The organism is Rhizobium sp. NZLR10 (assembly GCF_019685125.1).
In the GTDB taxonomy this organism is placed as follows: Bacteria; Pseudomonadota; Alphaproteobacteria; order Rhizobiales; family Rhizobiaceae; genus Rhizobium.
The window spans coordinates 84049-106919 of record NZ_JABDWE010000021.1 but is presented as its reverse complement, the minus strand read 5'-3'; the positions used below and the strand labels follow the sequence as shown (position 1 = coordinate 106919).

General features: G+C 62.3%; 24 protein-coding genes and 1 pseudogene. 20 read left to right on the top strand and 5 right to left on the bottom strand.

Features of this window, described 5'->3' with window-relative positions:
- Positions 1-38 precede the first annotated feature (38 nt).
- The 5 genes from HJB82_RS26700 (at position 39) to HJB82_RS26680 (ending at position 4894) form a co-directional block, all read left to right on the top strand.
- Positions 39-512, top strand: a complete 474-nt coding sequence (locus HJB82_RS26700; RefSeq protein ID WP_207580608.1) for a peroxiredoxin — start codon at positions 39-41, stop codon at positions 510-512.
- The gene (locus tag HJB82_RS26695) at positions 509-1336 is read left to right on the top strand and encodes a ferritin-like domain-containing protein (protein ID WP_207580609.1); all 828 of its coding nucleotides are present in this window, start codon (positions 509-511) and stop codon (positions 1334-1336) included. Before HJB82_RS26700 ends, HJB82_RS26695 begins: the two co-directional genes overlap by 4 nt.
- A gap of 106 nt (positions 1337-1442) precedes the next feature.
- Entirely contained in the window at positions 1443-2762 is a 1320-nt protein-coding gene (locus HJB82_RS26690; RefSeq protein WP_221141972.1) for a peptidoglycan DD-metalloendopeptidase family protein, read from the top strand.
- 157 nt (positions 2763-2919) lie between these two features.
- The gene (locus HJB82_RS26685; protein ID WP_207580611.1) at positions 2920-4437 is read left to right on the top strand and encodes a DEAD/DEAH box helicase; all 1518 of its coding nucleotides are present in this window, start codon (positions 2920-2922) and stop codon (positions 4435-4437) included.
- A 7-nt stretch (positions 4438-4444) separates the two neighbouring features.
- Positions 4445-4894 carry an NUDIX domain-containing protein gene (locus HJB82_RS26680; protein ID WP_207580612.1) on the top strand — a complete coding sequence of 150 codons (450 nt, stop codon included), beginning with the start codon at positions 4445-4447 and terminating at the stop codon, positions 4892-4894.
- Here the strand turns inward: HJB82_RS26680 and HJB82_RS26675 are convergent.
- Positions 4864-5184 (bottom strand): TfoX/Sxy family protein, encoded by a 321-nt coding sequence (locus HJB82_RS26675; protein ID WP_164014291.1) that lies wholly within the window; start codon positions 5182-5184, stop codon positions 4864-4866. The two genes, HJB82_RS26680 and HJB82_RS26675, sit on opposite strands and share 31 nt — an antisense overlap.
- A gap of 24 nt (positions 5185-5208) precedes the next feature.
- Positions 5209-5703 carry a flavin reductase gene (locus HJB82_RS26670; RefSeq protein WP_221141971.1) on the bottom strand — a complete coding sequence of 165 codons (495 nt, stop codon included), beginning with the start codon at positions 5701-5703 and terminating at the stop codon, positions 5209-5211.
- Positions 5704-5882: 179 nt separating this feature from the next.
- On the opposite strand from HJB82_RS26670, the gene HJB82_RS26665 reads away from it, so the two are divergent.
- The 5 genes from HJB82_RS26665 to purB all read left to right on the top strand — a co-directional run bounded on the left by HJB82_RS26665 (position 5883) and on the right by purB (position 10363).
- Complete coding sequence (locus HJB82_RS26665; RefSeq protein WP_221141969.1) at positions 5883-6965, top strand: ABC transporter substrate-binding protein; 1083 nt, start codon at positions 5883-5885, stop codon at positions 6963-6965.
- 67 nt (positions 6966-7032) lie between these two features.
- Entirely contained in the window at positions 7033-7710 is a 678-nt protein-coding gene (gene rpe / locus HJB82_RS26660) for a ribulose-phosphate 3-epimerase (protein WP_207580615.1), read from the top strand.
- A complete protein-coding gene (locus tag HJB82_RS26655) occupies positions 7707-8432 on the top strand; it encodes a DUF2259 domain-containing protein (RefSeq protein WP_207580616.1) in 726 nt (241 codons plus the stop codon). Before rpe ends, HJB82_RS26655 begins: the two co-directional genes overlap by 4 nt.
- A 64-nt stretch (positions 8433-8496) precedes the next feature.
- Entirely contained in the window at positions 8497-8982 is a 486-nt protein-coding gene (locus HJB82_RS26650) for a hypothetical protein (protein WP_207580617.1), read from the top strand.
- A gap of 73 nt (positions 8983-9055) precedes the next feature.
- A complete protein-coding gene (purB, locus tag HJB82_RS26645) occupies positions 9056-10363 on the top strand; it encodes an adenylosuccinate lyase (RefSeq protein WP_207580618.1) in 1308 nt (435 codons plus the stop codon).
- A 77-nt stretch (positions 10364-10440) separates the two neighbouring features.
- Here purB and HJB82_RS26640 read toward each other — a convergent pair whose 3' ends face one another.
- Complete coding sequence (locus tag HJB82_RS26640) at positions 10441-10920, bottom strand: low affinity iron permease family protein (RefSeq protein WP_207580619.1); 480 nt, start codon at positions 10918-10920, stop codon at positions 10441-10443.
- A 127-nt stretch (positions 10921-11047) separates the two neighbouring features.
- Positions 11048-11851: a DUF2189 domain-containing protein gene (locus HJB82_RS26635; RefSeq protein ID WP_207580620.1), complete on the bottom strand. Its 804-nt coding sequence runs from the start codon at positions 11849-11851 to the stop codon at positions 11048-11050.
- A 177-nt stretch (positions 11852-12028) separates the two neighbouring features.
- Here HJB82_RS26635 and HJB82_RS26630 point away from each other — a divergent pair, with 177 nt between their 5' ends.
- The 7 genes from HJB82_RS26630 to HJB82_RS26600 all read left to right on the top strand — a co-directional run bounded on the left by HJB82_RS26630 (position 12029) and on the right by HJB82_RS26600 (position 18028).
- Entirely contained in the window at positions 12029-12583 is a 555-nt protein-coding gene (locus tag HJB82_RS26630; RefSeq protein WP_207580621.1) for an alpha/beta hydrolase, read from the top strand.
- Positions 12584-12679: 96 nt separating this feature from the next.
- Complete coding sequence (locus HJB82_RS26625; protein ID WP_207580622.1) at positions 12680-14977, top strand: bifunctional diguanylate cyclase/phosphodiesterase; 2298 nt, start codon at positions 12680-12682, stop codon at positions 14975-14977.
- A 272-nt stretch (positions 14978-15249) separates the two neighbouring features.
- Positions 15250-16014, top strand: coding sequence for a phosphoribosylaminoimidazolesuccinocarboxamide synthase (purC, locus tag HJB82_RS26620; RefSeq protein WP_003540062.1), 765 nt, complete (start codon positions 15250-15252; stop codon positions 16012-16014).
- A gap of 15 nt (positions 16015-16029) precedes the next feature.
- Positions 16030-16272 (top strand): phosphoribosylformylglycinamidine synthase subunit PurS, encoded by a 243-nt coding sequence (gene purS, locus HJB82_RS26615; protein ID WP_207580623.1) that lies wholly within the window; start codon positions 16030-16032, stop codon positions 16270-16272.
- Positions 16273-16316: 44 nt separating this feature from the next.
- Complete coding sequence (locus tag HJB82_RS26610) at positions 16317-16871, top strand: RNA 2'-phosphotransferase (protein WP_221117094.1); 555 nt, start codon at positions 16317-16319, stop codon at positions 16869-16871.
- Positions 16868-17539 carry a phosphoribosylformylglycinamidine synthase subunit PurQ gene (gene purQ, locus HJB82_RS26605; protein WP_207580625.1) on the top strand — a complete coding sequence of 224 codons (672 nt, stop codon included), beginning with the start codon at positions 16868-16870 and terminating at the stop codon, positions 17537-17539. Before HJB82_RS26610 ends, purQ begins: the two co-directional genes overlap by 4 nt.
- 90 nt (positions 17540-17629) lie before the next feature.
- A complete protein-coding gene (locus HJB82_RS26600) occupies positions 17630-18028 on the top strand; it encodes a hypothetical protein (RefSeq protein WP_207580626.1) in 399 nt (132 codons plus the stop codon).
- A gap of 26 nt (positions 18029-18054) precedes the next feature.
- Here HJB82_RS26600 and HJB82_RS26595 read toward each other — a convergent pair whose 3' ends face one another.
- Positions 18055-18312 carry a DUF1127 domain-containing protein gene (locus HJB82_RS26595; RefSeq protein ID WP_221141968.1) on the bottom strand — a complete coding sequence of 86 codons (258 nt, stop codon included), beginning with the start codon at positions 18310-18312 and terminating at the stop codon, positions 18055-18057.
- 81 nt (positions 18313-18393) lie between these two features.
- Here HJB82_RS26595 and HJB82_RS26590 point away from each other — a divergent pair, with 81 nt between their 5' ends.
- From HJB82_RS26590 to purL, 3 genes and pseudogenes are all read left to right on the top strand, one after another.
- Positions 18394-19812, top strand: coding sequence for a PLP-dependent aminotransferase family protein (locus HJB82_RS26590; protein WP_221133117.1), 1419 nt, complete (start codon positions 18394-18396; stop codon positions 19810-19812).
- A gap of 121 nt (positions 19813-19933) precedes the next feature.
- A pseudogene (locus HJB82_RS26585) lies at positions 19934-20510 on the top strand (acyloxyacyl hydrolase).
- 121 nt (positions 20511-20631) lie between these two features.
- A complete protein-coding gene (purL, locus tag HJB82_RS26580) occupies positions 20632-22863 on the top strand; it encodes a phosphoribosylformylglycinamidine synthase subunit PurL (protein WP_221141966.1) in 2232 nt (743 codons plus the stop codon).
- The last annotated feature ends 8 nt before the right edge of the window (positions 22864-22871 follow it).

The window sequence follows — 22871 nt, the reverse complement described above, 5'->3', positions numbered from 1 at the left end:
GTGTCATCCACAAACCCGGCAAAAGAAAGGTTTTCCCAATGGCGGTTCCAGGCATCGGCGCCACGGCTCCTGATTTCAACCTTCCCCGCGACGGCGGCGGCCGCGTCTCGCTGGCCGAATTCCAGGGCAGGCCACTCGTCCTGTTCTTCTATCCCAAGGACGATACGACAGGCTGCACCGCCGAATCACTGGCCTTCACCGCGCTGGCAGGCGAGTTCGAGGCAGCGGGTGTGGCCGTCATCGGCATGTCGCCCGATTCGGCCGCCTGCCATGACAAATTCGTCAGGAAACACCGTCTTTCGGTGGCGCTTGCCTCGGACGAGGAAAAGACCACGTTGCAGGCCTATGGCGTCTGGAAGGAAAAGAGCATGTACGGCCGCAATTTCATGGGCGTCGAGCGCACCACTTTCCTCATCCGCCAGGACGGCACGATCGCCACCATCTGGCAGAAGGTGAAGGTGCAGGGCCATGCCGAAACCGTGCTCGAGGCGGTGCGGAATCTGGCCGCGTGACCGGAGATCTTGCGATAACGTCGCTGCGCGGCGGCGCAATCGATGCCATCTGCTCCGCCGATCTCGACCGCAAGACGGCGCTGGCGCAGGAAAGCGCCACCCGCTGGTTTGCCCGCCGGGTGTCGTTGCGCTCGCCGCTCGATGCCGCTTTGCCGGACAGGCCCGGCCGTCCTGACAGACCGCTGCTGACGCCGCCGACCCAGGTGGAAAAGCGCTCGCTGCATACGTTGAAAGGCCGGATCGCCCTGCTGCATGCCATCGCCCACATCGAGCTCAATGCCGTCGATCTGGCGCTCGATATCGTCGCGCGATTCGCAACCGAGCAGGTGCCGAACTCCTTTTTCGACGGCTGGATGCAGGTTGCCTTCGAGGAGGCGAAGCATTTCCGCATGGTGCGCGCCCGCCTCAACGATCTCGGCGCCGATTATGGCGATCTGCCCGCCCATGACGGGCTCTGGCAGGCCGCCCATTCGACGCGCAACGATCTGACGGCAAGGCTCGCCGTCGTGCCGCTGATTCTCGAAGCCCGCGGCCTCGACGTCACGCCGTCGCTGCAGGCAAAGATGCGCCAGACCGGCGATCTCGAAAGTGCCGCGGTCCTCGACGTCATCTACAACGACGAGAAAGGCCACGTCGCCGTCGGCGCCAAATGGTTCCGCTTCCTATGCGCCCGGGAGAAGCGCGACCCGGCAAAAGCCTTCCAGGAGCTGGTGCGCGCCAATTTCCGCGGACCGTTGAAGCCGCCCTTCAACGATCTTGCCCGCGCCGAGGCCGGCCTGACGCCATCCTTCTACCGCGCGCTCGCATCGATCAGCCACGCCTGAAATAGCTGGTATTTCTGGCGCGGGCGGCGACAAAGAAAGCATTCGTTAACCATAAGGGTGTCTAATTTTCCGAAAGAGGCGTAGCGCATCAATCGGGAGAGCCTGCGTGGACAGCGGACATCAGCACCGGGTATTCGGCAGGCGGGCGCAGGAGCATATCCTGATCCTCGCAAGCGGCGATAAGGTCCGCCACATGACGGTCCGGCCGTGGATGGCAGCCCTTGCTGTCTGCCTCGTCGGCGCCTTTTCGATCGGCTATCTCCTCGCCACCTCCTATCTCGTGCTGCGCGACGATCTGATCGGCGCCACCATGGCGCGGCAAGCCCGCATGCAGCACGATTATGAAGACCGCATCGCCGCCCTTCGCGCGCAAGTCGACCGCATCACCTCCCGGCAGCTCCTCGACCAGCAGGTGGTCGAGGACAAGGTCGACAAGCTGATGGAGCAGCAGATGGCGCTGACCTCGCGCCATGGCAAGCTCGACAATCTGCTCGACCGGGCGGAAAGCTCCGGCCTGACGGAAAAGGACGGCGCTCTCGCTGCCCCCTCTTCGCCCGTTCAGTCCTATGCCCCTGATATCAAGGACAAGCGCGCTTCGCTGACCGGTGGCGGCATCCAGGCGATCGAGAAACAGCTGGCGAGCGGCGCCCCCGCCGATGCGACACCCGACAATTCCACGCTTGCCTATGTGCCGGCCGCCGAGACGGTCGGCGACCGTGCCGACCGCATCTTCTCCAACGTGACGCTGTCGCTGAAGGGTGTCGAACAGGACCAGCGCAACCGCGTCGAGCAGCTGACGAGCGACGCCGGCAATGCCGCCAATGTCATCGGCACCGTGCTGACCCGCTTCAAGATTCCGGTGCCGGAGGAGACTGCGGCGAGGCAAGACGACGATGCCGTCGGCGGCCCCTATGTCGAGCCTGAAAGCAACGACGACTTCAACAATTCGCTGGCAGCGCTCGACGGCGCGCTGACCCGGCTGGAGTCCGTGCGCAGCACCGCCGAATCCCTGCCCTTCCGCAATCCCGCGCTCGGCAAGGACGTGACCAGCCCCTTCGGCAATCGCCGCGACCCTTTCCTCGGCCGGCTCGCGCTGCATTCCGGCATCGATTTCCGCTTCACGCCGGGCGAGAAGATCCGCCCGTCGGCGCCTGGCAAGGTCATCGCCGCCGGCTGGACCGGCGGTTACGGCAACATGGTCGAGGTCGATCACGGCAACGGCATATCGACGCGCTACGGCCATATGTCGCAAGTGCTGGTCAAGGTCGGCGACACGGTCGACCGCAGCGACGTCATCGGCCTTGCCGGCAGCACCGGCCGCTCGACGGGAACGCATCTGCACTATGAGGTGCGCCAGGACGGCCACGCGGTCGATCCAGTATATTTCATGAATGCCGGCCTTAAACTCGCCACCTATATCAAGTAACAGCCGTGAGGTAACCATCGCTTCACTCTGTACCGGGTGCGGCCTCTCTAATTCTTGACTTGCCGGCCATTCGGGGCTATGTCGCGCTGCATTGCGGCATGCAATCCCGCCGACTCGTTCAGAGCTCGGCCGAACCGAAACGGAAACAGTTTTCCCTTTGACGACATTCGCTGACCTTGGCTTGAGCCAAAAAGTGCTATCCGCTGTTACCGACGCGGGCTACACGATCCCCACGCCTATTCAGGCGGGAGCCATTCCCTTTGCGCTCGAGCGCCGCGATATTTGCGGCATCGCGCAGACGGGCACTGGCAAGACGGCATCCTTCGTTCTGCCGATGCTGTCGCTTCTGGAAAAGGGGCGCGCCCGCGCCCGCATGCCCCGTACGCTGATTCTCGAGCCGACGCGCGAACTCGCCGCCCAGGTCGCCGAGAATTTTGAAAAATACGGCAAGAACCACCGTCTCAACGTCGCCCTGCTGATCGGCGGCGTTTCCTTCGAGGACCAGGATCGCAAGCTCGAGCGCGGCGCCGACGTGCTGATTTGCACGCCAGGCCGCCTGCTCGACCATTTCGAGCGCGGCAAGCTTTTGATGAGCGGCGTCGAGATCCTCGTCATCGACGAGGCCGACCGCATGCTCGACATGGGCTTCATCCCCGATATCGAGCGCATCGCCAAGATGATCCCATTCACCCGCCAGACGCTGTTTTTCTCGGCAACCATGCCGTCGGAGATCCAGAAGCTTGCCGATCGCTTCCTGCAAAATCCCGAGCGCATCGAAGTGGCAAAGCCGGCGTCGGCCGCAGAGACCGTGACGCAGCGCTTCGTCGCCTCGCACGGGAAGGACTACGAGAAGCGCGCGGTTCTGCGCGAACTCGTTCGCGCCCAGACCGAACTCAAGAACGCCATCGTCTTCTGCAACCGCAAGAAGGATGTTGCCGATCTCTTCCGGTCGCTGGAGCGCCACGGCTTCTCCGTCGGTGCCCTACATGGGGATATGGATCAGCGCTCCCGCACGATGACGCTGCAGAGCTTCCGTGACGGCAATCTCCAGCTGCTGGTTGCCTCCGACGTCGCCGCCCGCGGCCTCGACATTCCCGATGTCAGCCACGTCTTCAATTTCGACGTGCCGATCCACTCCGAGGATTACGTCCACCGCATCGGCCGCACCGGCCGTGCCGGCCGCTCGGGTGCCTCCTTCACGCTCGTCACCAAGCGCGACACCAAATTCGTCGATGCGATCGAAAAGCTGATCGGCCAAAAGGTCGAGTGGCTGAGCGGCGATGTGAATTCCTTGCCGCCGGCAGAAGAAAGCGCCGAAAGCGAGCGCCCGCGGCGCAACAGCCGCGAGCGTGGCGCAAAGAGTGAACGGGGTGAGAGGGATCGTGGGCGCGGACGCGGCAATCGCAGCGCCTCGGTTCATAAATCTGATAACGACATCCAGGATAATGGCGTAGACGTGATCCAAGCAGCACCAGTAAAGGCCGACATCGTGAAGAACGAGCGCAAAGCAGAGCAGAAGCCGCAAAACAATGCGCGCAACAGCCGGCCTTATCCGGCAAACGATGACAGCCGCGACCGCCGCCGCCATCGCGACCACGACGACGGCCCGACCCCGGTCGGCTTCGGCGACGATATCCCGGCCTTCATGCTGATCGCCGGCAGCGCCAAGATCTGAACGTCCAATGGGTAAGCCCGGTCTCGATTTTCCGGGCTTCGGCGTCGGCCTGGTGATTCTGCGCGACGCCAAGGTACTCCTGTATAAACGCCTGCGTCCACCGGAAGCCGGCTATTGGAATATCGTCGGCGGCAAGGTCGACCACATGGAGCCGGCCGAGCAGGCTGCGCGCCGCGAGGCCGAGGAAGAAACCGGCCTCAAGATCGGTCGGATCGAGAAAATCGGCATGACCGAACAGATCATCGATACCGACCGCCAGCACTGGATTTCGCTTCTCTATCTCGCCTGCGACGTCGAAGGCGAGCCGCAACTGACGGAACCGGACAAGCTTTCGGATTTCGGCTGGTTTCCCCTGACTGATTTACCCTCGCCGTTGTCGGCCTTCACCAAGGCTGCGATCGCAGCGCTGCCCTCAGCCGAACGCGGTCAGCTATCGGCGCGCAGCGACGCCTCATAGGCAAGCCGCACCCATTTCGCCATCAGATCGGGATCGTCGTAAGCCTCGTCGGGGATCGACCAGTAGGGCATCTTCACCGGCTTGCCCTTCTTGCCCTCGTAGCTCCACTGCGTGGCGCCGGCGGCGGCAAATTCAGGGGCGCTCGTCTCGTCGGCCTTCAGCAGCATCTCGTCCCGCACTTCGAGCGCGATGATGCGCCCGAGATGATAGATGCCCTTGCCGCCGAACATGCGCTTGACCGTGACGGGACCGAGCCCCTGAAACATTTCCTCGATGCCGGCAGTGTCCATTCTAATCCCTCGAGATCCTGAAAATCACAGCGCGTGATAATCCCGGTTCATATAGACGAGCGCCGGGTGCTTTTCGCTGAAGCGCACGGCCGCGACCTCGCCGAAGATGACATTGTGCGTCGGCATTTCCTTGATGTCGGTCACCCGGCAATCGAAGGCTGCGAGCGCATCGGCGAGCACAGGCGCGCCGGTGACCAGCGTCTCAAAACGAGCGCTGGCGAAACGCTCGCTATCGGCAAGCGACGTCCGTCCGGAAAAGGCGTCGGCAACGCCCTGATGATGAGCGCCGAGCGTGTTCAGCACGAAGACGCCGGCACGGAAAAAGATCTCGTTCTTCGGATTGGTGTTGTTGAGGCAGATCAGCACCGAGGCTGGATTGTCCGAGACCGAGCAGGCGGCGGTGATGGTGACGCCGCGGCGCAACTCGCCCATCGCCGTCGTCACGAGTTGCACATGGCCGGCATAACGGCTCATGGCGTCTCGATAAAGACCGGGGTCGATATGCTGCCTGTTCAACACCTGCTTCTCCCGTGCTTTTCTGCATGGATCGACTTGTTATCGCGCCAATATGGCGAGCATCAGTTACCTTTTCTACAATAGGACCGGTGAAAAGCACTGCTTCACGCTTGTTTTTCTTTGACGATCGCGGCCTTGCGGATAAAAGGGCATGGACGATGGCTTAGGGATCTCCGCCTTTCATGATCAACCTGCGTGGCATAGCAGCCTTTCTGGCGCTGCTGGGAGCGGCGGCGCAAGGCCATGCGGCCGGCGTGACGATCGGCGTCGTCGCCCCTCAAAACGGCCCGCTCGCTTTGCTCGGCGCCCAGATTGCCGCCGGCGCCGGTTTCGAGATCCAGCAGTCCGGCAATACCCTCGTCGCCATCAACGAGACCTGCGAGGACAATAGTGGCGCTGCGGTTGCCGATGCGCTGGTTGCAGCCAAGGTGCAGGTCGCGGTCGGCTTTCTCTGCAGCGAGACGCTGGAAGGCGCGCTGCCGAAGCTGAAGGACGCCAACATTCCTGCGATGACCGTCTCGGCGCGCTCCCGCATTCTCATGGAGGATGCGCTGAAAAACGGCTGGCAGCTGTTTCGCCTGGCGCCCGCCGATGGCGCCGAAGCCGCAAAGATCAACGAAGTGATCCTGAAGGACTGGGCCGCCGATCCGATCGCGCTGATCGAGGACGGCACCATCCATGGCCGCGAACTGACGGAAGCGGTGCGCAATGCGCTGGAGCAGAACGGCCTGAAGCCGGTCTTTACCGATACCTACCGGCCGGGACAGGAGCAGCAGATCGCTCTCGTGCGCCGCCTGAAACGGGCCGGTGCGACCAGGGTTTTCATCGGCGGCGATCGCAACGATGTCGCCATCATCGCCCGCGACGCCAAGGCGGAAAACATCCCGCTGTCCATTCTCGGCGGCGATGCCACGCGCGCCGCCGACCAGCCGCTGCCGCTCAATGGCGGCGTACGCGCCGTCGCCCTGCCCGAATACGCCGCTCTGCCGGAAGGCACGGCTGCAGCCGACGCGCTGCGTACCAAAGGCATCGAGCCGGAAGGCTATGTCCTGCCGTCGCTGGCAGCGGCACTGATTGCCGGCCAGGCCGCGGAAGCCGCCGCTGCGGCCGGCAAGCCTTTCCAGGAGGCACTGATGGGCACGACATTCCAGACGCCGGTCGGCGCCATCGTCTTCACCGCCGCGCATGAACTTTCGCAAAACCCGTACCGCCTGCTCGAATGGCGGGGCAACGGCTTTTTTCCACCGGCCGCGCCGCCGCAATGAGCAGCGGCGCACCAGCCTTGAATTCGGGCGCCACGGTCAAATGGCGGCCCATACGGAGTGAGATCTGATGACGCTGCCCATTCGCATTGCCCCCTCGATCCTCGCGGCGGATTTCGCCAGGCTCGGCGAGGAGGTGCGCAACGTCACGGCCGCCGGCGCCGACTGGATCCATCTCGACGTGATGGACGGGCATTTCGTGCCGAACATCTCCTTCGGCGCCGATGTCATCAAGTCGCTACGCTCTTATACCTCAGCCACCTTCGACTGCCATCTGATGATCTCGCCGGTCGACGACTATCTCGAAGCCTTCGCCAAGGCCGGCTGCGACCGGATTACCGTCCATGCCGAAGCCGGGCCGCATCTGCACCGCTCGCTGCAGACCATCCGCAATCTCGGCAAGAAGGTCGGGGTGACGATCAATCCGGCAACCCCGCTCAGCGCCATCGAAAACGTGCTCGACGATGTCGACCTCATCCTGATCATGTCGGTCAATCCCGGCTTTGGCGGGCAGAAGTTCATTCCGGCAATGGCTGCCAAGATCGCGGCGGCGAAGTCACTGATCGGTGATCGGCCGATCGAACTCGAGGTCGATGGCGGCGTCACGATGGAAACGGCGCCGGCGATCGCCCGCGCCGGCGGCAACGTCCTCGTCGCCGGCTCGGCAATTTTCAAGGGCGGTACGGTCGAGAACTATCGCCGGACCGTCGCCGATCTGCGTCAGGCAGCCGAAGGGGCACGAACATGACAAAGAGTCTGATCATCGGTGGCCTGTTTGCCGCCGCATTGGCCGGCCTGCCCGGCCTGTCCCTTGCCGGCGACATCGCCAATATCCAGCCGATCGGCTTTTCCGCCGACGGCAAGGTCTTCGGATTTCAGGAATTCGGCATCGAGGAGAGTGGCGGCGTCCCCTACTCCAACACCTATTTCGTCGATACCAACAGCGGCCAGTATCTCGAGGGCACGCCCTTCCACACCGAGATGACCGACAAGGACGCCAATCTTTCCAAGGCGCGGCGGCAGAACCTGACGGCGGCGCGCAGCCAGATGGACAAATACGATCTGCTCACCAATCCCGGCCTGATCGCCGCCTTCAATCCGCCGACCGAACTCGGTTCTCCCTCGAAGACCATCCGCTACACGACGCTTGCGACCGACGGCCCGCCGAAATCGCCCTATACGCTTTCGCTCGGTGAGATGCCGGTGCCGACGCCGAAGGGTTGCGCGGCTGTCGACAAGCGGGTCCTCGGCTTCAGCCTGCAGATGATCGAGAAGCAAGGCGCTCCGAACCGCCAGGCGGCGCGGCAGGCGACCGCGGTTCCGGCCGATCGCGCCTGTTCGGTCGAATACCGGATCGGCGGCGCGATGGTCTATCAGCCGGAGGCCGGAAACCAGGTTCACATCGCCCTTATCCTGGCCTTCGACGCCGACAGGAACGGACGCTGGATCGCCGTTCCGGTTCATCCCTGAGCCCGGAGATCGCCCAAGGATGGATGGCTCGAGCCCGGATCGCCCCAGGACAGATCGCCCGAGGATGGATCGTCTAAGAGCTGCACGGCCGCCCTACCCCGATCTGATAGCCGGCGCATTGTTTTGGGGCACGCAGATGCTCGCCTCCGCCATGCTCGGCCTTTACCTCCGCAACGGCCTGCAGACGAGCCGGCTTGCCGAGGTCGCCGTGCTCTATTTCGCCGGCGGTCTGTTCGCCTGGCCCTTCGCCCTGCCGGTCGCCCGCTTCTTCGCCTATGACAGGCCGCCGGAAACGCGTTTTGCCGCCTTCTTCGCGACGCTGACCGCGGTGACGATCGCAATGACCGCCTTCCTCTTCGCCATGGAATACCGGCTCTTCTATTCGCGCTGGCACGCGCCCTTCGGCAGTTTCGTCTGGGCTTTTCAGTTCGTCTTCACCAGCGTCAGCGCCGTCTACCAGTTCCTGGTGATCGGTCTTCGCCTTTTCCTGCCGCTCGGCCTCGTCTGCCTTGTCGCCAGCAGCTATCATCTTGCCAAACGCATGCGTTGAGATTGCCGCCCGTCTTTGCTACACGAGCGCTAACCTCGATGAAGCAAACCTCTTGAAGTGAAGGCAGCCGCCCATGATCCCGCGTTATTCCCGCCCCGAAATGGTCGCCATCTGGTCTCCCGAAACCAAGTTCCGCATCTGGTTCGAGATCGAAGCGCATGCCTGCGACGCGCTGGCCGAACTCGGCGTCATCCCCCAATCGGCGGCAAAAACGATCTGGGAAAAAGGCGGTGCGGCAACCTTCGATGTCGACCGCATCGACGAGATCGAGGCCGTCACCAAGCATGACGTTATCGCCTTCCTGACCCATCTTGCCGAGATCGTCGGCCCGGATGCACGCTTCGTCCACCAGGGCATGACCTCATCCGACGTGCTCGACACCTGCTTCAACGTCCAGTTGGTTCGCGCCACCGATATCCTCATCGCCGACATCGACCGGCTGCTCGAGGCGCTCAAAACCCGCGCCTTCGAACACAAGGACACCGTCACCATCGGCCGGTCGCACGGCATTCACGCCGAGCCCACCACCTTCGGCGTCAAGCTGGCGCTCGCCTATGCCGAATTCGAGCGCTGCCGCCAGCGCCTCGTCGCCGCCCGCGAGGAAGTCGCGACCTGCGCCATCTCGGGCGCCGTCGGCACCTTCGCCAATATCGATCCGCGCGTCGAGGAACATGTCGCCGAGGCGCTTGGCCTGAAGGCGGAGCCGGTCTCGACCCAGGTCATCCCGCGCGACCGCCACGCCATGTATTTCGCCACCCTCGGCGTCGTTGCCTCCTCCATCGAGCGCCTGGCGACCGAAATCCGCCACCTGCAGCGCACCGAAGTGCTGGAAGTGGAAGAATATTTCTCGCCCGGCCAGAAGGGCTCCTCGGCCATGCCGCACAAGCGCAATCCGGTGCTGACCGAAAACCTCACCGGCCTCGCCCGCATGGTCCGCTCCTACGCCATGCCGGCCATGGAAAACGTCGCCCTCTGGCACGAGCGCGATATATCCCACTCCTCGGTCGAACGCATGATCGGCCCGGATGCGACCGTCACTCTCGACTTCGCCCTCTCGCGTCTCGCCGGCGTCATCGAAAAGCTGCTGGTCTACCCCGAGAACATGGAGAAGAACCTCAACAAATTCCGCGGCCTCGTCCACTCCCAACGCGTCCTCCTGGCTCTGACCCAAGCCGGCGCCTCCCGCGAGGACGCCTACCGCCTGGTGCAGCGCAACGCCATGAAGGTCTGGGAACAGGGCAAGGATTTTTTGGAGGAGCTGCTCGCCGATGGTGAGGTGCGCGCTGCTCTCTCAGAAGAAGATATCCGGGAGAAGTTCGATCTCGGCTACCATACCAAACATGTGGACACGATCTTTCGCCGTGTGTTTGGGAACGCATGAGCGACTAACCGCAATGATACGGCGGCGCCCTTGCAGGCGCCGTCCTAGGGCGTCTGAAACACGTGCGATTGTGGTGATTAATTTTTCTCAAGCGGCCGTTGTTTCTGCTTCGCCGGCTTGGCTGAGGCTCGTCGCTTACGCAGCACCTCCTTTTTCGGCACCACCACATTGGCGGCCTCCGATATCCGGCAAGCCTCCGTCTCGCCCCTGCCCTTGGCCGCCTTGGCGACCAGCTCGTCGAGACGCTTCAGCTCCTCCTCGTCGAGATTTTCGATGCCGATGAAGCGATTTTCCGCATGGCTGGTCAGGATGATTTCGTTGAGTTTGGCCTGGATCGCCCTTGTGTCGCGCGTCTGGGCGTTCTGCAACACGAAAACCATCAGGAAGGTGATGATCGTCGTGCCGGTGTTGATGACCAGCTGCCAGGTTTCCGAATAATCGAAGAAGGGGCCGAGTGCCGCCCAGATCACGACGGCGATGAGCGCCAGGATGAAGATGACGGGTTTGCCCGCCCATTCCGATATCTTGGTTGCGAAGCGGGCGAACAGATGCTGCATCGTCACCTCCGAAATCCTCCCACAAGCCGGTCACACACAACGCGGCGAGAGGTCTCGAGGTTCCGGGAACGGGCGAAGCTTTGAATTCCGGGGATCACGATAATTCGAGATCCCCGGAAACCTTCGATTACACGCCTTCGCGCGCAATCAGCTTGCGATAAAGATGCCAGGTCGCATGGCCAAGGATCGGAATAACCAGCGCCAGTCCGGCAAAGACCGGGATCGTGCCGATCACGAGCAGTGCCGCAACGATCAGGCCCCAGAGCAGCACCGGCACCGGATTGGCAATCGTCGCCCGGATCGAGGCGAGGACGGCGGCCACCGCTCCGACATCGCGGTCGAGCAACAGCGGAAAGGTAATCACGGATATCGACAGCACGACGAGCGCAAAGACGAAGCCGATCAGATTGCCCCAGATGATCAGCTGCATGCCCTCGGCCGTGCCGAAGACCTGGCGGAAGAAATCCGCCATGCTGCGCGGAAACACTTCACCGAGCAGGTTGCTGTAGAGCGTCTGCGCCGTCACCAGCCAGACGACGAAAAGCGCACAAAGCATCAGCCCGACTGCGACGATCGACGGCAGCGCTGGCGAATGGCGTACGTCGAGCGCATGCGTCCATGACGTGTCGAGGCCGGCCTCGCGCCGGCGGCTGATCTCGTAAAGGCCGATCGCTGCGATCGGGCCGATCAGCACGAAACCTGCCATCAGCGGAAAGACCATCGGCAAAAGATTGGCGCCCGATGACCAGAGCGTCAGGAAGACGCCGGCAATCGGGTACATCAGGCACAGGAACACATAATGCGACGGTTTCTCCATGAAATCGTCGTACCCGCGCTTCAGCGCGTCGAAGACGTCGGCGATACTGATGCGATTGACAACGGGCCGCGCTAAGCTTTCGCCTGCACCCGTCATGACATGAAATGCCGCCATGGCTTTCTCCTCCTCAGCCGAGACCTGGTCGGCGGCGGACACGCAATCGGCGGGCAAGCCGACACGAAATCCGCAACCGGCACTGGAGCAATATAGCAAACCAAAACGCCCGTGTCGCTCTCTCCCTTCACGTCCCCTCTTGACATCTTGGCCGAGCTTTCTCACATCGGCGGCACTATGAAAGCCTCAGACGCAGATATCCTCATCATTCCCGGCTACACCAACTCAGGGCCGAGCCACTGGCAGAGCCGCTGGGAGGCAAAGCTCAGCACGGCGCGGCGCGTCGAACAGGCCGAATGGACAAAGCCCGTCCGCGAGGACTGGATCGCCCGTATCGCCGAGGAAGTGAACGCCTCGACCCGTCCGGTCATCCTCGTTGCCCATTCGCTCGGCGTGGCCTCGGCGATCCACGCCATCCCGCATTTCCGCAAGCCGGTGGCGGGCGCCTTCCTCGTCGCCCCACCCGATGTCGCCAATCCCGACATCCGCCCGAAGCACCTGATGACCTTCGGCCCCTACCCGCGTGATCCGCTGCCCTTCCCGTCGATCACGGTGGCGAGCCGCAACGATCCGTTCGGCAGCTACGAACATGCCGACGATATCGCCGGCAGCTGGGGCTCCTTCATCGTCGATGCCGGCGAGGCAGGCCATATCAATGCCGATTCCGGTCACGGCCCCTGGCCCGAGGGCACGATGGTCTTCGCCCAGTTCCTAAGCAAGCTCTCCGCCTGATTGAGAAAAACAGGCTGCCCCGCTAGTTGCGCAAGTGCTTTCTAAGTCTTTCTTAATGGAATGACAGCAGACTGCACCGAGGTGAATTAAGCGAGAATGCCTGTGAAGAAAGCCCATCCAGAGGCCGATGATCCGCATAACGAGGCCTTAGCGGCCGAGGCAGGCGTCGGCAACGGGGCAGACGATGATTCCGACCTAGCGGAGCGGGAGAGCCGGTGGAACCATGCGCTCGTCGGCTCCGGCCTTGGCGTATGGGATCACAACTACCGTCTTGATCGCAAATATTACTCGCAGACGTGGAAGACCATGCGCGGCATGGCGCCCGACGAGGAAGCCGCTGGCGATTACGACACCTGGCTGCAGCTCGTCCATCCCGATGACCGCGATTTCGTCATCCACGCCATCGACCGGCAAAACGCCGGCGACCCGGATTACCAGATCTTCGAATATCGCGAGCGCCACAGGGACGGTCACTGGATGTGGATCGACTGCCGCGGCGCCTGCGTCGAATGGAACGAGAGCGGCGTACCGTCGCGGATCGTCGGCACCGATACCGATATCACCGCCCGCAAGGAGGCCGAGGAGACGCTGTCGCGTTTGTCGCGCCGGCTCGATCTGGCGCTGGAGATTTCCCGCATCGGCGTCTTCGAGGCGGATATCGAGAATGAGACCGTCGAATGGGATGAGCGTCTCATCGCCATATACGGGCTGCAGGGCGCCCCACGCCAAATCGCCAGCGACGCCTGGGCGAAAAGCCTGCATCCCGACGACCGCGAGCGCGTGCTGGGCTTGTCCGACCGCAGCGTCGAAAGCGGAAGTGACTTCCAGCAGGAATACCGCATCATTCGCGGCGACGGCGCCGAACGCGTTATCCGCGCCCGCTCGGCCTTCTTCGTCGACGGCAACGGCCACCGCAAGCTGATCGGCGCCAATTGGGACGTCACCGGGGAGGTCGCGCTCCGAAACGAGTTGCAGCGCGCCAAGGATCTGGCCGAGGCCCGCAACCGCGAACTCGAAGCCGCCAAGGAGAGCATCGAGCACCTGGCGCTGCACGATTATCTCACCAGCCTGCCGAACCGCCGTTATCTCGACAAGATGCTGGACGAACGCTCCGCCGAATGCCGGGCCAAGGGCCTGGCGCTGGCGATCCTGCATATCGATCTCGACCGCTTCAAGCAGATCAACGACACGCTCGGCCACCGGGCCGGCGACGCCATGCTGCGGCATGCCGCAACCGTACTCAGAAATTCCGTCCGTGCCGCCGATTTCGTCGCCCGCATCGGCGGCGACGAATTCGTCATCCTCTGCATCGTCGATCCCGCATCCAAGAAGATCGGCGGCCTTGCCGAACGTGTCATCCGCGAATTGCGCAAACCCGTCCGATATGAGGGGCACGACTGCCGCTTCGGCGCCAGCATCGGCATCGCCATCGACAGCGGACCGACACTCGACGCCAAGCAGATGCTGCTCGATGCCGATATCGCGCTCTATCGTGCCAAGGGCCTGGGCCGCAATCGCTTCGAATTTTTCTCGGCTGCTGCCCGCCGCGACATCATCTCCGCCAAGCACCTCGCCGACGAGATCCTGATCGGCCTCGAGCGCAATGAATTCGTGCCCTTCTATCAGCTGCAGTTCGATGCCCGCACGCTGGATGTCGCAGGCGTCGAAACACTTGCCCGCTGGCAGCATCCGGTGCATGGGCTGCTGACGCCCGACCGCTTCCTCGATATCGCTGAAGACCTCGACGTCGTCTCGACCATCGACGCCCTGATCCTGGAGCGCGCCATGGCCGATCGCCGCGTCTGGATCAAGGACGGGCTGTCGGTTCCGAAAATATCGGTCAACGTTTCGGCCAGACGGCTCGCCGATCCCGATCTCGGTAAGAAACTCCGCGCCCTGAAAATCCAGCCCGGCACGTTCGCCTTCGAATTGCTGGAATCGATCTCGCTCGACGATTGCGACGAGGCGGTGGCCGCCAACCTGAAAAAGCTGCGCAAGCTCGGCATCGACATCCAGATCGATGATTTCGGCACCGGCCATGCCTCGATCGTCAGCCTGCTGCGCTTGAGCCCGAAGACATTGAAGATCGACCGCGAGCTGATCCGCATGCTGCCGCAATCGGCCGAGCAGCGCAAACTCGTCGGCTCGATCATCGACATCGGTCGCTCGCTGAACATCCTCGTCATCGCCGAGGGTGTCGAGACGGCCGATCATATCCGCATTCTCGAAGAACTCGACTGCGACACGCTGCAGGGTTATGCGCTTGCCCGGCCAATGCCGGCCATGCAGATCCCTTCCTTCATCCGTGCCGGAAGCTGGCGTCACGGGCAAATCGCCGCGCGCGCCCTGCAGACGCAGCTTCGTCACGCGCTGCCAAGCAGAGCCGCCAAATAAAGACCTGCATAAACCTCCCGCCATTTCGCCGTCATTTCACCGTATGGGAAAAGGCGGTAGACTCGTCTTGCGAATTCATTCGATTCTCTTGGCGGTATTTCGTAAAATCCGGAAGCCGGAACCACGAAATCCGGAAACGGGGGCCAGAAATCCCGAAACCGGCGAAGGAGGGACAGGCGGATTGTGAAACACACTCTTTTCCTTTAAGGGGACGCCACGAGATCGATCCACTCGCGCTATCCCAAGAGCGCCAACAATAGAGAATGACCACGATGAACCGTCGCCGCCGTATCTACGAGGGCAAGGCAAAGATCTTGTATGAGGGCCCGGAACCGGGCACTTTGATCCAGTTCTTCAAGGACGATGCCACCGCCTTCAACAAGAAGAAACACGAAGTCATCGATGGCAAGGGCGTCCTCAATAACCGCATCTGCGAATATATCTTCAGCCATCTGAACAAGATCGGCATCCCTACTCATTTCATCCGCCGGCTCAACATGCGCGAGCAGCTGATCAAGGAAGTAGAGATGATCCCGCTGGAGATCGTCGTGCGCAACGTCGCCGCCGGTTCGCTCGCCAAGCGCCTCGGGATCGATGAAGGCGTGGTACTGCCGCGCTCGATCATCGAATTCTATTACAAATCAGACGCGCTTGACGATCCGATGGTCTCCGAAGAGCACATCACCGCCTTCGGCTGGGCCAATCCGGCCGAGCTCGACGACATCATGGCGTTGGCCATCCGCGTCAACGACTTCATGACCGGCCTCTTCCTCGGCGTCGGCATCCAGCTCGTCGACTTCAAGATCGAATGCGGCCGCCTCTTCGAAGGCGATATGATGCGCATCATCCTTGCCGACGAAATCTCGCCGGACAGCTGCCGGCTCTGGGATATCGAGACCCACGAGAAGATGGACAAGGATCGTTTCCGCCGCGATCTCGGCGGGCTGCTCGAAGCCTATTCCGAAGTTGCCCGCCGTCTCGGCATCATCAATGAAAATGAGCCTGTGCGCGGCACCGGCCCGGTTCTGGTCAAGTAAGGCAGGGAAGACAAAGTGATCAAGGCTCGTGTCACCGTCACGCTGAAAAACGGCGTTCTCGATCCGCAGGGCAAGGCTATCGAAGGCGCGCTTGGTGCCCTCGGCTTCTCGGGCGTCGGCCATGTAAGACAGGGCAAGGTCTTCGACCTGGAGCTGGAAAGCGCCGACAAGGCCAAGGCAGAGGCCGACCTCAAGGCCATGTGCGAAAAACTGCTCGCCAACACGGTAATCGAGAACTACGCGATCGCGATCGACTGACGATCAGAGACCCGTGGTCCGGCGGACTTTGAGGATTTGGCGTCATGACGAAGACAAAGCTGGAGACGGAAGTCTCGAAATTTATGAGCTATGTTTTGCGCCATGCGCCTGATGCCGCGGGTTTGACGCTCGATGCCGAAGGCTGGGTATCGTTCGATGCGCTCGAAAAAGCGGTGGCATCGAAATACGATGTTTCCCGCGCCGATATTGTCGAGATCGTCGAAAACAATCCGAAGAAGCGCTTCACTCTCGCCGACAACAAAATTCGCGCCAATCAGGGTCATAGCGTCGAGGTCGATCTCGCCTTGAACCCGGTGGAACCGCCCGCAGCACTTTATCACGGCACGTCTCTGACGAACTGGCAGGCGATCGAGCGCGAAGGCTTGAAGAAGATGCAGCGGCACCACGTTCATCTGTCGGCGGATGTCGAAACCGCGAAAATCGTCGCAATGCGCCGCAAGGGTGAGTATGTCATCCTGCGTGTGGACGCGGCCCGCATGTTTTCAGAAGGCCATTCTTTCTTTGTCTCCGACAATGGGGTATGGCTCGCCGAAAGCGTTCCAGTTCAATATCTTTCGCCAGACGCGGGGACCCCATGAAATCAGCCGTCGTTCAACTTCCGGGCCTCAACCGCGACCGCGATATGATCGCCGCCTTGACCAAGATTTCCGGGAAGCCCCCGGTGACGATCTGGCAGACGGAGACTGAGATCCCCGATGTCGACCTGATCGTTATCCCCGGCGGCTTCTCCTATGGCGATTACCTGCGCTGCGGCGCTATCGCGGCCCGCATGCCGGTCATGCAGGCAATCATCGACAAGGCGGCAAAGGGCGTGAAGGTGCTCGGCGTCTGCAACGGCTTCCAGATCCTCGTCGAGGCCGGCCTGCTGCCTGGCGCGCTGATGCGCAATGCCTCGCTGAAATTCGTCTGCCGCGAGATCAAACTCGAAGTCGTCAATGCCGAGACGGATTTCACCCGTGCTTACGCGCAAGGCCAGGTCATCCGCTGCCCGGTCGCTCATCACGACGGTAATTACTTCGCCGACGAAGCAACGCTGGCTCAGATCGAAGGCAATGGTCAGGTGGTCTTCCGTTATGCCGAGGGCACCAATCCGAATGGCTCGATCAGCGACATCGCCGCGGTCATGAACGAAAAGGGCAACGTTCTCGGCATGATGCCGCATCCCGAGAACCTGATCGAAGCCGCCCATGGCGGTTCGGACGGCCGCGGCCTCTTCGCCTCGGCGCTCGACGTCATCGCCGCCTGATCTACAGCGCCGCGCCTCTTTTCAGATGCGCGAACATCGCTGTGGCACTTTGAATTCAAAATCCTTTTATCCGGATCCGGAGCAAGATCGATGCGCCCTCGCCATTCTGTCGCTAACGCTGCCCTGCTCGCCACTCTCGCAGCCATGGTCGCAGCCTGCCAGACGCCGGCGCCGACGACGGGTCCGAACCGCGCCGCGCTGCCGACGATGGAACGCGTTGCGCTCGCCGCCAATGCCTGCTGGTTCAAGTCGGGCGATCCGGCTTTTGCTGCGTACAAGCTTGCGCCGGAACTCAATTCCTTCTCCGGCCGCCCGCGCATTCTGGTCGTCCACAAGGGCAGCCCGGAAAGCCGGCCGCTGCTCGTCGTTCAGGCCGAGGGAAGCCCGTCGCGCCTCCAGGCCTTCGGTCCGATGATGTCGGAGCCGGTCGCCGGCCGTATCGCCGCCGACGTCAATCGCTGGTCCGGTGGCAATAAGGCCTGCAGCTGACCGCTGCGATCAGCGCCCAGGCTCGATCAATCCCAGAAGAACGACTTGCCGACTTCGCGCGCGGCATCGGACTGCGACACGCCGATATCCTTGAGTTCGCTCGCCGTCAGATTTCTCAGTGCCCGGCGGCCTTCCCGCTTCTCATTCCAAAGAAGAATCGCCGCCCAGATCCGCCCCACACGTGTCGTCGCCTCGGCAGGCGCGTCGGGCAGGACGATCTGTCTCCTATCGTCGTAAGAGACAATAGGTACAATCGGCATTTTGATCTCAGGCAAGGCAGACATTCCAGGAATCCTCTCGGTTGTCCGTTGGAATTGACTCTTAATCTTGACAGGGACAATGTGACAATATAGGCAATTGTCACCATGACAAATTGGCTTCCCGATCTCTCCCGCGGTTCCGGTCCGGTCTATCTCCGGCTTGCCGACAGCATCGAAACTGCCATCGCCAGCGGCGCCCTGCCCGCCGGCAGCAAATTGCCGCCGCAACGCAACCTCGCTTACGATATCGGGGTGACCATCGGCACGATCGGCCGCGCCTATGCATTGGTGCACGAACGCGGCCTGGTCGCCGGCGAGGTCGGGCGCGGCACTTATGTGCTGAACCGTTCCGAAACCCAGCCTGGGGAACAGACCGACCCGCTGACTGTCTCGCTTGGCGGCACCCGCGTCCAGGACGCGCCTGCAGACAAGATCCGCTTTGATACCACTGCCGCCCCGGACCTTGGCCAGGGCAAGATCATATCCGGCATCCTCGCCGAAATCGGTGAGCAGCATCTCGCCGAGATTTCATCCTATTCCCGCACTTTTCCGCGCAACTGGTTTGAAGCCGGCCGCCTCTGGCTTGCCCGCGGCGGCTGGACGCCGGAGGCCGAAAACATCGTGCCGACCCTCGGCGCTCATGCGGCGGCGATCGCCGTCATCGCCGCCGTCTCGGCGCCGGGCGACAAGATCGTCTTTGAGGATCTCACTTACACCCAGGTCAGCCGCAGCGCCCGCCTTCTCGGCCGCCGCACGCTGACGGTCGAGTCCGATGAACTCGGCGTGATCCCGGACGATTTCGAGCGGCTTTGCCAGCAGCAGCATCCGAAGATCGCCTTCCTGATGCCGACCGTCCACAATCCCACCGTGGCGATCATGCCCTACGAGCGGCGCGCGGCAATCGCCGCAATCGCCAGGAAACACGGCGTTTGGCTGATCGAAGACGATCTCTACGGCGGCATGGCCGACGATGAGACGCCACTGCTCGCCTCGCTTGCCCCCGATCGAACCTTCCTCGTCAACGGCTTGTCGAAATCGGTGGCCGCTGGTGTGCGCGGCGGCTGGGTCGCATGCCCGCCACATTTTGCCCAGCGCATCCGGGTGACGCACAAGATGATCACCGGTGGTCTGCCCTTCATCCTGGCGGAGACCTGCGCGCGCCTCGTTGAAAGCGGAATGGCCCACGAGATCCGCAAGCAGAGCGTCGAGGAACTCTCCCGGCGCGTCCGGCTTGCGCGGGAGCAATTGCAGGGCTTCGATTTCACGTCGCACCTGCATGCGCCCTTCCTCTGGCTGAAATTGCCGGAGCCCTGGATGTCGGGCACCTTCAAGAATGCCGCCTTCCGTGACGGCGTGCTCGTCGATGACGAGGACGAGTTCAAGGCAGCCCGCGGGGAGAAATCCTATCATCGCGTTCGCATCGGTTTTTCCTCGCCGAAGACGGGGCAGGAACTGATCTCCGGCCTGATGATCCTGCGCCGGCTGCTGGAAAATGGCGGTTCCGCCTATGACGGTGAAATATGACGTGTTGCAGATACACGTCATAATTTAGAAAAACGCCAGAGCCTGTTCACAGCGCTTCACTGACTCAACCTCCATGTTACCTCTTTGTTATTCGCGCCTAACGCGAATCAAAGGACAGGATATGAGGGTCGGCTTCGGAAGAATCGCGTTGGTTTTTTGAGTGCCGCGTCAGCAGCAGCGGTAACCCGAACCTTGATGGCAGGTTCGGCAAATGCCGGCGAGCAGATATTCGATGAACTGCGTTTTGGGGTTTCGACCTCGGTGCAATCGGGCCATTCCAGGGAAGACGGCGTCTTTCCTGAGATTACCGCTCTCTTCGATCCTTTCGGATCTGACACGGCCGTCGGCTGGCAGCAGCAGTTGTTACACCCCCGTGTCCATCTCGGCACCTCGATCGGCACGTCGGGCGAGGTCCCCCAATTCTTCACAGGTTTCGCCTGGACGGTCAATTTCAACGAGAAGCTCTTTGCCGAAGCCGGCTTCGGCGGCGTTATCCATACGGCGATCTCAAGGGCAATGGCGATGGCCCGGAACTCGGCTGTCGCGTTCTGTTCCGCGAATATGCCGGCGCCGGCTACCGTTTCAATCCTCACTGGAACCTGATGGCCCAGATCGCCCACTCCTCGCATGCCAATCTCTGCGACGGCCCGAACGACGGCGTGACACGCGCCGGCCTGCAGGTCGGCTACAAGTTCTGACTGGTTTGACCCCTTGTGGGAAAAGCCTGCCCGCCCTCTGTTGACGGCAAGCTTTTTTCTGTCGCGCGTCGCCGCTACATAAGCTAAAGACAGCGCAAAACGCGCCAGGGACTTTCCGCTCATGACCATTCCAAACACCATGCCGATCACGCCGGAACTCATTGCAAGCCATGGCCTGAAACCGGACGAGTACCAGCGCATTCTCGATCTGATCGGCCGCGAACCGACTTTTACCGAACTCGGTATCTTCTCGGCCATGTGGAATGAGCACTGCTCCTACAAATCCTCGAAGAAGTGGCTGCGCACGTTGCCGACCACGGGGCCGCGCGTCATCCAGGGCCCGGGCGAAAATGCCGGCGTGGTCGATATCGATGATGGCGATTGCGTCGTCTTCAAGATGGAGAGCCACAACCACCCCTCCTATATCGAACCCTACCAGGGGGCCGCGACCGGCGTTGGCGGCATCCTGCGCGACGTCTTCACCATGGGTGCGCGCCCGATCGCCGCCATGAACGCGTTGCGCTTCGGCGAGCCGGATCACCCGAAGACCCGCCATCTGGTCTCCGGCGTCGTCTCCGGCGTCGGCGGCTACGGCAATTCCTTCGGCGTGCCGACCGTCGGCGGCGAAGTCGAGTTCGATGCCCGCTATAACGGCAACATCCTCGTCAACGCCTTTGCCGCCGGCATCGCCAAATCCAACGCCATTTTCCTGTCCGAGGCCAAGGGCGTCGGCCTTCCGGTCGTCTATCTCGGCGCCAAGACCGGCCGCGACGGCGTCGGCGGCGCGACGATGGCATCGGCCGAATTCGACGAATCGATCGAGGAAAAGCGCCCGACCGTTCAGGTCGGCGACCCCTTCACCGAAAAGTGCCTGCTCGAAGCCTGCCTTGAGCTGATGCAGACCGGCGCCGTCATCGCCATCCAGGACATGGGTGCGGCCGGCCTCACCTGCTCGGCCGTCGAAATGGGCGCCAAGGGCGATCTCGGCATCCTGCTCGAGCTCGACAAGGTGCCGGTGCGCGAAGAGATGATGACCGCCTACGAGATGATGCTGTCGGAAAGCCAGGAGCGCATGCTCATGGTGCTACAGCCGGAGAAGGAAGCGGAAGCCAAGGCGATCTTCGTCAAATGGGGCCTCGACTTTGCCATCGTCGGTAAAACGACAGACGACCTGCGCTTCCGCGTCATGCATCAGGGCGAGGAGGTCGCCAATCTGCCGATCAAGGATCTCGGCGACCAGGCGCCGGAATATGACCGCCCCTGGCGCGAATCCGGCAAGCAGGCTCCCCTGCCCGCTAATCTCGTCGCAGCCCCTGAGGATTACGGCCAGGCGCTGCTCCAGCTTGTCGGCTCCGCCAATCAGTCGAGCCGCCGCTGGGTCTACGAGCAGTACGACACGCTGATCCAGGGCAATTCGCTGCAGCTTCCGGGCGGCGATGCCGGTGTCGTGCGCGTCGACGGCCACCCGAGCAAGGCGCTCGCCTTCTCCTCCGACGTCACCCCGCGTTATGTCGAGGCCGATCCCTTCGAAGGCGGCAAGCAGGCAGTCGCCGAGTGCTGGCGCAACATCACCGCGACGGGTGCCGAGCCGCTCGCCGCCACCGACAATCTCAATTTTGGCAACCCCGAAAAGCCCGAAATCATGGGCCAGTTCGTCGAAGCGGTGAAGGGCATTGGCGAAGCCTGCCGCGCGCTCGACTTCCCGATCGTCTCAGGTAACGTCTCGCTCTACAACGAGACCAACGGCGTCGCCATCCTGCCGACCCCGACAATTGCGGGCGTCGGCCTGCTGCCGGATTGGCGCCAGATGACCCGCATCGGCTCCGCCAATGACGGCGACAGGGTGATCATGATCGGCGTCGACGGCAGCCACCTCGGCCAGTCGGTCTACCTCCGCGATGTGCTCGCCAGCCGCGAAGGTCCGGCACCCGAAGTGGATCTGTTTGCCGAGCGGCGCAACGGCGATTTTGTCCGCTCCGTCATCCGCAACGGCCAGGCGACCGCCTGCCACGATATTTCGTCGGGCGGCCTTGCTGTGGCGCTCGCCGAAATGGCCATGGCATCGAACAAGGGCCTGATGATCGATCTCGACGAAGGCAAAGGCGCGCCGCATGCGCTGCTATTCGGCGAAGACCAGGCTCGCTACATCTTGACGGTGCCTGCCGACGTGGCAAATTTCGTCTGCGCCAATGCAGAAGGCGCCGGCGTTCCTTTCCGCCGCCTCGGCACGGTCGGCGGGACGGCGCTCGTCGTCGGCGATCTGATCGCGCTGCCGATTCAGCAATTGCGCGATGCCCATGAATCGTGGTTCCCTGATTTCATGGAAGGCCGCGGCGAACTCGCCGCGGAATGATGCGCAAG

What these genes read in the sequence shown, in the direction of transcription:
- HJB82_RS26625 (WP_207580622.1), top strand. Translation starts at nt 12,680, where the DNA reads ATGCCTGTGAAGAAAGCCCATCCAGAGGCCGATGATCCGCATAACGAG.
- HJB82_RS26595 (WP_221141968.1), bottom strand. Translation starts at nt 18,312, where the DNA reads ATGTCTGCCTTGCCTGAGATCAAAATGCCGATTGTACCTATTGTCTCT.
- purC (WP_003540062.1), top strand. Translation starts at nt 15,250, where the DNA reads ATGAACCGTCGCCGCCGTATCTACGAGGGCAAGGCAAAGATCTTGTAT.
- HJB82_RS26650 (WP_207580617.1), top strand. Translation starts at nt 8,497, where the DNA reads ATGGATCGTCTAAGAGCTGCACGGCCGCCCTACCCCGATCTGATAGCC.
- HJB82_RS26610 (WP_221117094.1), top strand. Translation starts at nt 16,317, where the DNA reads ATGACGAAGACAAAGCTGGAGACGGAAGTCTCGAAATTTATGAGCTAT.
- HJB82_RS26635 (WP_207580620.1), bottom strand. Translation starts at nt 11,851, where the DNA reads ATGGCGGCATTTCATGTCATGACGGGTGCAGGCGAAAGCTTAGCGCGG.
- HJB82_RS26600 (WP_207580626.1), top strand. Translation starts at nt 17,630, where the DNA reads ATGCGCCCTCGCCATTCTGTCGCTAACGCTGCCCTGCTCGCCACTCTC.
- HJB82_RS26675 (WP_164014291.1), bottom strand. Translation starts at nt 5,184, where the DNA reads ATGGACACTGCCGGCATCGAGGAAATGTTTCAGGGGCTCGGTCCCGTC.
- purL (WP_221141966.1), top strand. Translation starts at nt 20,632, where the DNA reads ATGACCATTCCAAACACCATGCCGATCACGCCGGAACTCATTGCAAGC.
- purB (WP_207580618.1), top strand. Translation starts at nt 9,056, where the DNA reads ATGATCCCGCGTTATTCCCGCCCCGAAATGGTCGCCATCTGGTCTCCC.
- HJB82_RS26590 (WP_221133117.1), top strand. Translation starts at nt 18,394, where the DNA reads ATGACAAATTGGCTTCCCGATCTCTCCCGCGGTTCCGGTCCGGTCTAT.
- HJB82_RS26700 (WP_207580608.1), top strand. Translation starts at nt 39, where the DNA reads ATGGCGGTTCCAGGCATCGGCGCCACGGCTCCTGATTTCAACCTTCCC.
- HJB82_RS26630 (WP_207580621.1), top strand. Translation starts at nt 12,029, where the DNA reads ATGAAAGCCTCAGACGCAGATATCCTCATCATTCCCGGCTACACCAAC.
- HJB82_RS26640 (WP_207580619.1), bottom strand. Translation starts at nt 10,920, where the DNA reads ATGCAGCATCTGTTCGCCCGCTTCGCAACCAAGATATCGGAATGGGCG.
- HJB82_RS26655 (WP_207580616.1), top strand. Translation starts at nt 7,707, where the DNA reads ATGACAAAGAGTCTGATCATCGGTGGCCTGTTTGCCGCCGCATTGGCC.
- rpe (WP_207580615.1), top strand. Translation starts at nt 7,033, where the DNA reads ATGACGCTGCCCATTCGCATTGCCCCCTCGATCCTCGCGGCGGATTTC.
- HJB82_RS26665 (WP_221141969.1), top strand. Translation starts at nt 5,883, where the DNA reads ATGATCAACCTGCGTGGCATAGCAGCCTTTCTGGCGCTGCTGGGAGCG.
- purQ (WP_207580625.1), top strand. Translation starts at nt 16,868, where the DNA reads ATGAAATCAGCCGTCGTTCAACTTCCGGGCCTCAACCGCGACCGCGAT.
- HJB82_RS26680 (WP_207580612.1), top strand. Translation starts at nt 4,445, where the DNA reads ATGGGTAAGCCCGGTCTCGATTTTCCGGGCTTCGGCGTCGGCCTGGTG.